The organism is Chryseobacterium sp. ON_d1 (genome assembly GCF_006829085.1).
Taxonomy (GTDB): Bacteria; Bacteroidota; Bacteroidia; order Flavobacteriales; family Weeksellaceae; genus Chryseobacterium.
In genome coordinates this window covers 257685-265765 of sequence record NZ_BJTC01000009.1, presented here as the reverse complement: position 1 = coordinate 265765, position 8081 = coordinate 257685, and the positions used below count along the sequence as shown (strand labels likewise).

Genomic DNA, 8081 nt, shown 5'->3' with positions numbered 1-8081 from the left:
TCCCAGATTCATATTCTTTCAGAATATTGATAATCTGATGTTCTGAAAATTTGCTCTTTTTCATAAGGTTTAACAAACTAAATTTAATAATTTTAATTTGTTTGAAAAACAGGGAAGTTTACCGCTGGAGACAGTATATGCCGGATCTTGGGAGATGGAATGGTATAGACCAGTTGGCGGAAGCCTACTCTTCTACAAGCACTTATGCGTATGTTGCCAATAACCCTATCTCTAATACGGATCCGGATGGAAGATGGATCAATGAAGGTGGAAGCATCCGCCCTTCTACTATGCTTGGAAAATATTTTAAACAGGCTGTCTTGAAAAAGACAGCCTGTTAGTTTGTAAAGCATAAAAATGAAAATAGCCATGAGAGTTGGCGGTTTTATAATTTATTTGTATCCTTTTAATTTGATAATTTCATCTACTAATAAGGGGATTATATTTCTTGCCATGGCAATGAAGTCCTGATCTTCAGGTTTTATTGAGATAAATTCTATATCATAATCCCTGTTGTTTTTCTCTCCGGTCATTATAAAGCTGGATCCGGCATCAAAATCTCTTCCCTCAATATATGAAGTCCACGGAGACTGGGTCGCTTTGTTACATATTTCAATAATATTTTTTAATTCTGATTCTGTCATTTTTTAATTGTTGGATTAAATAATTTTTTAAAAACTGGTGTGGGACTAATGAATAACAGGTTAAAATTACAAGTATTTTCTCCAATAATTTGTAATGACTTCTATTAATAAAATGAAAACTTAGAAGCTTTGGTTATAGATAGAATTTTTTTATAAGGACATGTGACTATTTATTTTGATAATGATTACAATCAGTATTGCCCTGTATTGATGATTTGGAATAAAATAAAGATATAAAAAAAACCACCCTTGAAAAAGGATGGTTTGTAGACCCACAGGGATTCGAACCCCAGATGACTGAACCAAAATCAGTAGTGTTACCGCTACACCATGGGTCTCTGTTTCTATGCCGCGAAATTATAGAATTTATTTTAAATATGAAAATCAAAATTAAAGATTCATTAACATAATTATTAAGATGGCGGCTTTATGTATTGATATCCAAAGAATTATTTTTCAGTAAAAATTTAAAAAAAATTACTTCTACTCGAAAATGATACATTCTCCGATGGATAATAACTTCCCGTCTCCTTCTTCCAGCTTCCATCCTTCAAAGTTCAGTTAAATAATAAAACCTTATCTTTGCAAAAAAATTGGGCTCCAAAAGTTGGAGTAACCCATTAATAACATATCCTGAGCATAGCAAAAAGGATTATTAAACATTTTTTTATGTCAAATATTGTCGCAATCGTTGGGCGTCCCAACGTAGGAAAATCCACGCTTTTTAACCGTTTATTAGAAAGAAGAGAGGCTATTGTTGATTCCACAGCAGGTGTTACCAGAGACCGTCACTACGGAAAATCTGACTGGAACGGAGTAGACTTTACCGTAATTGATACCGGAGGGTATGATGTAGGTACGGATGATATCTTCGAAGAAGAAATCCGTAAGCAGGTACAGTTAGCAGTAGATGAAGCCACTTCTATTATCTTTATGATGAACGTAGAGGAAGGGCTTACTGATACAGACCACGAAATTTACAGACTTCTCAGAAGATCCAACAAACCGATTTATATTGTTATCAACAAAGTAGATTCTGCGAAAGAAGAACTTCCTGCAACAGAATTTTACCAGTTAGGAATCGATAAATACTATACACTTTCTTCAGCCACAGGTTCCGGAACAGGAGATCTGCTGGATGATATCGTTAGAGACTTCCCGACCACAGAATATAAAGACCCATTTGAAGGGCTTCCTAAAATTACCATTGCAGGCCGTCCGAATGTAGGAAAATCTACCTTGACAAACGCTTTACTGGATGTTGAAAGAAATATCGTAACTGATATTGCGGGAACAACAAGAGACAGTATCCAGACTTTATATAACAAATTCGGACACGAGTTTGTATTGGTGGATACGGCAGGGATGAGAAGAAAATCTAAGGTAAATGAAGACCTTGAGTTCTATTCTGTAATGAGATCTATCCGTTCTATCGAATATTCTGACGTAGTGATCATTATGGTTGATGCTACCCAGGGATGGGAATCCCAGGATATGAATATCTTCGGACTGGCTCAGAAAAACAGAAAAGGAATTGTGATCCTTGTGAACAAATGGGATTTGATTGAAGATAAGCAGACCAACACGATGCGTGATTTTGAAAAATCAATCAAAGATAAAATCGGTCAGTTTCAGGATATTCCAATCTTATTTGTTTCAGCTTTAACCAAGCAGAGAATCTTAAAAGCTGTAGAGGTAGCCATGCAGGTATATGAAGACCGTAAGAAGAAGATTAAAACTTCAAAACTGAACGAAATAATGCTTCCGATCTTTGAAAACACACCGCCGCCGGCATTAAAAGGGAAATATATTAAAATCAAATACTGTGTTCAGCTTCCTACACCGTCACCACAGTTTGTATTCTTCTGTAACCTTCCACAGTATGTGAAAGAACCTTATAAGAGATTTACTGAAAATCAGCTGAGAAAAGAATTCGGATTTACCGGAGTTCCTATTGAAGTATATTTCAGACAGAAATAATAAGAACAACTGTTCATAAAAACTCCGGCAAGCGAAGCTTGCCGGAGTTTTTATTTGAAATAACTTTTCATTTAGGGCTCTTTTTCATGGCAGCCATTTTTCATACACCAGTCTTACAGGACGATATCCCTGCGAAGCAAGCCACCGCTGCATTGTCTCATTATTGCATAATGTATAACGGTAAATTTTCCGGATTTTATAGTCTGCATACCTTTCTTCAAATGCTTTATTGAGGGCAGAATAGATCCCCTGTTTTCTAAACTCTTTTTTTACATATCCTTCTGAGACATACAGATCATCTCCTTCTCCAAGTTCAAAATTACTGTCATCTTGTTCTTCAAGATAACCGAAAAGAAAACCTATTGCTTTTCCATCGGCTTCAGCAATAAGAAAAGTGCCATCATTTTCTTCCTCACATGTTGACATAAACCTGAGATAACTTTCTCTGATCTGGCTCCAGTCAGCGGTATTGTTATTCATTTCCTTTTCTGAAATATGGAGTTCACCTACCAGCTCATCGACAACAGCGAGGCTTTCGGCGATTTTTATTTTTCTGATGGAATAATTCATAATGATGTTTTTTATTTGTTGGAAGCCGGAAGAGGCAAGTTGGAACTTCTGTTATGCAATCATAATCCTTGTTATTGATGAATAAAATAATTTTAATTGGAAAGATATTTATTTCTTTTCTGAGCCTGAATTACTTCCATCTTCCGGCCTTATGCTGCCGGTTCTATCACTTTCCTCTTAACGGACTGCCATACCAGGAGGTACTATCCGAAAGAACTTCTCCTTTCATGACCAGGGAAAGAGGATCAATATTAACATTGTTGCCAATTTCACTGTCATATAAAATAATTGTTCTTGAATTGATCGTGGTCTGCTTTCCGATTTTTACACTTCCGATTTTCATAATCCTGTCTTCAAAAAGATGAGTCTGGGGACCGCAGTCTTCATTCAGCATGGTTTCATCTCCGATTGAAACCATATCAAATTCCGTAATATCGGTGGTATTGAGCCATACTTTTTTCCCAATCTTTACCCCCAAAAATCTCATAAAGAATGGCAGCCAGAAAGTTCCACGCAGGAAATCAAGGAAAAACTGTACCGGAAGAGCTTCATAGACTGTTGTAATCCCTTCACTCAGCCATACTTTCATGCTGTACATAGGCATTTCAGTTTTTTTATATTTTCCTACTAAGATCCATTTCAGAAGTACAGTGAAGAAAAATGAAGGTAAGGCAACGATTCCCAGATAATAAAACGGAGACATTAAGATGAGATAGTGAATGTTTCCTTCCAGATAAGTACTTGTATAGGCAATGAAAAGTACACTGCAGATGATCACCACAGTCTGTGGAAGAATAATTCTGATTCCTTCCACTATGGCTCTTGCAAGCTTAAGTCTGAACGGCGGATTATAGGTGAGAGTATCCTGAAAAACATCAGATTTCTGTCTGGATGGCAGGCCAATAGGAGGAGAGCCGAACCAGTCTTTTTCAGTAGAGTTTTTCAGTTGTTCTTCGGACGGAGCTTTACTCAATACCCCGATCAGCATATTATCTTTCAGTTCATATCCCTGTGGGATCAGACCGCTGTTTCCTACAAAGCTGTTATTTCCTATCGTAGTTTTTGATAATATTAATTTTTCATTTCTTACATCATGTTCTCCAAGGATAACAGCATCTGCAATAAAAGAACCTTCCCCTATCTCTAAAAGATGATGGGAAACATCACTTGCTGTCGATATCTCTGAGTTTTTCCCCACTTTGGCTCCCATCATTCTGTAGAATTTACTGATATAAATAGAAGCAAAAAGAGGGTGTACAATAATAAGGGAGAGGTTAAAAATCTGATCCTTTATCCATTTTTTATAATACATAAAACTGTACACGGGATAGATGCCTGGTTTCATATTATACTGTAAAATCCTGGTCAGCACACTTACCACTCCGATAAACAATAAAATATAAACTGTAGAAAGTATCGGAGCCTGCCACAGATAATAGAAATTATAATCAGCTGAACGGTCATCCAGATAATACAGGGTATAGAGGGTTGGTGCTAAAGGTAAAACAATCAGCAGGGGAAAGAAGAATAAAGAGCATGCATACAATAAAGCAAAACGGTTTCTTTTTCGCGCAGAAGCTAGCTGGGGAATTTGAACTTCTTCACCGGATTTTATTCTTACTTTTTCTGCGGGGCTTCCGTTCCATACTTCTCCAAAACCAATTTTTCCCCCTTCATTAAGGCAGCTTAAATCCTGAAGTTCCCCGAATTCCTCAATAACGGTATCTCCACATACAATCACTGAAGATCCAAGATAGGCATGAGCCTTAATATGTACTTTTCTTATCCTTAAAATGCCATTTTCGACAGAAGCATTGTCAATACTGCAGCCGGAGCTGGTATTCACATTTTTATCAATCGTTACAAGATCTTCGGCTGCAATAGGCAGAAGGCTCAGTTGTGCGCTTGGATCTGCCTTTACTCCAAGAAGCTTTAAGTATTTCGGATATAATGGAGTTTCTACAATGAATTCTGAAGGCATTAGCCGTTTAATGGTTTTCCAAAGCCACCATCTGAAATAATACCATCCCCATAGCGGATAATCTCCTTCTTTTATTTTTCCGATCACCAGCCATTTGGTAAGCACTATAATGATCGAATATACAGGTGGAATCAGTGTATAGAGTAAAACAGCACTCAGTAAGGCATAATGCAGTCCGTATCCGTTAAGCTGAAAATAATAATAGCTCAGATAAGGGAAGAAAATCTGAATACTTAATAAAGCAAATACAACCAGTAAACTAACTGTCTGGGCAATATTACAGGCAATATACTGCCATGTTGAAACCCTGTGAAAAGGTTCCTGACGGGATGTCGCCTGAGTATGCTTGTTTTTGAGAAACTCAGAATAAACTGACAAAGGACGGTTTTCATAAATCTCTTTCAGTGAAGCAGTAGGAATACCTGCTTTTTGACGAAGATGGGAAACGAGTGTGGCCGCAAGCAGGGAATGTCCACCCAGATCAGTGAAAAAATCCTGGGTAAGATTGATTTCTTTTCCTGGAAACACCCATTTCAGGGTCTGAATAAGCTTTTCTTCTATCGGCGCTTCGGAATCAATATTGATTTCTTCGTTTTTCTGATGGCTTGAGAAACTTTCAGGAAGGGGAAGCCGTTTTCTGTCGATTTTACCACTTGGCATTCTCGGCATTTCTTTCATCAAAACAATAGAGATCGGAACCATGTATGGAGCCAGAAATCTGGCCAGTTCTTTGCGCATTTCATTTTCATCGAAAGAAGATTCGTCGCTCATGACTGCGTATCCCACAAGTTGCCCTTGCCCGTTAGAATCTTCTTTTACGGCTACTGCAGCCGAGGAAACATCATGAAGCCGGTTGAGCCGGGATTCGATCTCCCCAAGTTCAATTCTGTATCCTCGTAATTTGATCTGATCATCTATTCTTCCCTGAAAATCAATAAATCCATCTTCGCGGATGATAACGGCATCACCGGTTTTGTATATTCTGTCTCCGGGAAGATCTTCCGGAAATGGGTTGGCTAAAAACTTCTGTTCAGTAAGCTCAGGAAGATTAAAATATCCGTTGCTGACTCCCGGTCCTGAAATGACCATCTCACCACGCTCTCCCCGTGGAACGATATTCATGTTTTCATCAATTACAGCAACATGATAATTGGGCAGAGGAGGGCCGATTGTCAGTTCCTGCTGCTCATTCAGTTGGGCCATATTGGATGAGACTGTTGTTTCTGTAGGACCATAGCTATTGATGAATATTCTGTATGGCTTGGCCCATTTTTCCTGCACTTGCTTTGTACAGGCTTCCCCTCCGGTATTGATAAATCTGACAGCAGGAACCTCATCAATAATGGCAAGAATACTGGGAACCGCATGAAGTACAGTAATCTTATTTTGGGTTAAAACGTCACTGAGTTCATCAATTGCTTTTACAGTGGTGGCGTCGGCAATCCATATGGTAGCTCCTGCAAAAAGACTGATCCACACTTCTTCACACCACATATCAAAAGAAACAGAAAAGCCCTGATACACCATATCAGTATCTCTGATTTCTATAAAATCCTGCTCAGAACGGATTAAATGACAAATGTTCCGGTGAGAGATCGGAATTCCCTTAGGGTTTCCGGTACTGCCTGAGGTAAATAATACATAGGCCCAGTTGTCTGGTGTATAATTGATAACAGGTGAAGGAACTGAATGCTGAGGCTGCGGTGCAATTTCTAAAGGCTGGCAGTGAATATGGGCATCCGTGTCAGAAAAATAAATCTTGACATTAATATCTATAAATACCCTTTTTATCCTGTCTTCGGGCATTTCACGGTCTAACGGAATGTACGCCGCACCGGCTTTAAGAATTCCTAGTATGGCTACGGGAAGCTCAAGACTTCTCGGATACCATACCCCGACACGGTCGCCAGGCTGCACGCCGTGATCCTGAAGCTGCAGTGCGATGGCATTACTCCAGCTGTCCAGTTCAGCGTAGGATATTTTTTTATCTTTAAATATAAAGGCTGTTTTGTCTTTATATTTCTCAAAGGTGGGAATCAATAATTCAGGCAGAGTCTCTTCTCTGATAAACTCCGGACTGATCTTTCCTAAAATCAGGCTTTTCATCATTTAAAAAATTACTAAATAGAGTAGTGGGAATATTTTCATAAATATACATATTTCTCCTCAGGCTCAATCTTTCAATTCGTTTTTTAGTTGTAATTTTGCAGGAATTAATATCAATTAACTGAAATTAAAAAAAAATAAAATTTTCATGCTTACTATTTTATCGCAAAATTTTTCTCTTGTCAATGAATGGATCAACGAACTTAGAAACGTTGATATTCAGCATGACCGAATGAGATTCAGAAGAAATATGGAGAGAATCGGAGAGATTGCCGCTTTTGAAATCAGTAAAGGACTGGAGTACAGAGAAATTGAAATTCAAACTCCTTTAGATACAATAAAAAGCAGGGAAATTGCCGTACAGCCTGTTATTACAACAATTTTAAGAGCAGGAGTTCCGTTATTTGAAGGGATTCTGAACTATCTGGACAGAGCAGACTGTGGTTTTGTGGCAGCTTACAGAAAACACGATGCAAATGATTATTTTTCTATCAAACAGGATTATTTGACTTGCCCGAGTATTGAAGGGAGGCCTTTGATTGTGGGAGATCCAATGCTGGCAACAGGAGCCTCTTTAATTGAAGCCATCAAAGATTTGCTGACCCATGGAAATCCAACCCAGCTTCATATTGTAGCTGCCATTGCTTCAAAGCAAGGTGTTGAAACCATTCAGAATGCTTATCCTGAAGCCCAGATATGGGTAGGAGCTATTGATGAGCAATTAACAGCCAAAGGGTATATTACTCCGGGATTGGGGGATGCCGGCGATCTGAGTTACGGAGAAAAACTTCAGAGATAAT

Annotated in this window: 6 protein-coding genes and 1 tRNA gene; 3 read left to right on the top strand and 4 right to left on the bottom strand. The window is 38.3% G+C overall.

The genetic code is table 11. From position 1 onward, the window contains the following. Positions 1 to 101: 101 nt before the first annotated feature. A complete protein-coding gene (locus CRS_RS15925) occupies positions 102 to 341 on the top strand; it encodes an RHS repeat-associated core domain-containing protein (RefSeq protein WP_228451275.1) in 240 nt (79 codons plus the stop codon). A gap of 51 nt (positions 342 to 392) precedes the next feature. On the opposite strand, the gene CRS_RS15920 is transcribed toward CRS_RS15925, so the two are convergent. Further along, entirely contained in the window at positions 393 to 644 is a 252-nt protein-coding gene (locus tag CRS_RS15920; protein ID WP_142725003.1) for a hypothetical protein, read from the bottom strand. Between the two features lie 267 nt (positions 645 to 911). Continuing rightward, positions 912 to 982: transfer RNA gene (locus CRS_RS15915), tRNA-Gln, on the bottom strand. A 331-nt stretch (positions 983 to 1313) separates the two neighbouring features. Between CRS_RS15915 and der the strand changes: the two genes are divergently transcribed. Then, positions 1314 to 2624, top strand: a complete 1311-nt coding sequence (der, locus tag CRS_RS15910) for a ribosome biogenesis GTPase Der (RefSeq protein WP_142725002.1) — start codon at positions 1314 to 1316, stop codon at positions 2622 to 2624. 84 nt (positions 2625 to 2708) lie between these two features. Here der and CRS_RS15905 read toward each other — a convergent pair whose 3' ends face one another. Next, complete coding sequence (locus CRS_RS15905) at positions 2709 to 3194, bottom strand: GNAT family N-acetyltransferase (RefSeq protein WP_142725001.1); 486 nt, start codon at positions 3192 to 3194, stop codon at positions 2709 to 2711. A gap of 166 nt (positions 3195 to 3360) precedes the next feature. Further along, a complete protein-coding gene (locus CRS_RS15900; RefSeq protein WP_142725000.1) occupies positions 3361 to 7284 on the bottom strand; it encodes a Pls/PosA family non-ribosomal peptide synthetase in 3924 nt (1307 codons plus the stop codon). Between the two features lie 145 nt (positions 7285 to 7429). Between CRS_RS15900 and upp the strand changes: the two genes are divergently transcribed. Next, positions 7430 to 8080: a uracil phosphoribosyltransferase gene (gene upp, locus CRS_RS15895; RefSeq protein WP_142724999.1), complete on the top strand. Its 651-nt coding sequence runs from the start codon at positions 7430 to 7432 to the stop codon at positions 8078 to 8080. The last annotated feature ends 1 nt before the right edge of the window (position 8081 follow it).